The organism is Cobetia sp. SIMBA_158 (assembly GCF_046566945.1).
Classification (GTDB): Bacteria; Pseudomonadota; Gammaproteobacteria; order Pseudomonadales; family Halomonadaceae; genus Cobetia; species Cobetia amphilecti.
In genome coordinates, this window is record NZ_JAWJYL010000582.1 from 1 (window position 1) to 260 (window position 260).

The following is a 260-nucleotide window of genomic DNA, read 5'->3' on the forward strand; positions in this document are numbered from 1 at the left end:
CTTTCCATGTCGATGATCGAGTGGTGGATGTGCATCGCCGAACCCGGCTCATCGGCGATCGGCTTGGCCATGAAGGTGGCAAAACAATCGTGGCGCAGCGCCGCCTCGCGGATCAGCCGCTTGAAGTAGAACACCTCATCCGCCAGCTTCACCGGGTCGCCATGGCGCAGGTTGATTTCCAGCTGACCGGCGCCGCCTTCCTGGGTGATGCCGTCGATCTCGAACCCCTGCGCCTCGGCAAAGTCATAGATGTCGTCGAT

1 pseudogene is annotated in these 260 nt (G+C 61.2%); it reads right to left on the reverse strand.

Going from position 1 to position 260, the window contains the following annotated elements:
• Nucleotides 1-260 (reverse strand): annotated as a pseudogene (locus R2R70_RS21160) (glutamine synthetase); the annotation flags it as partial.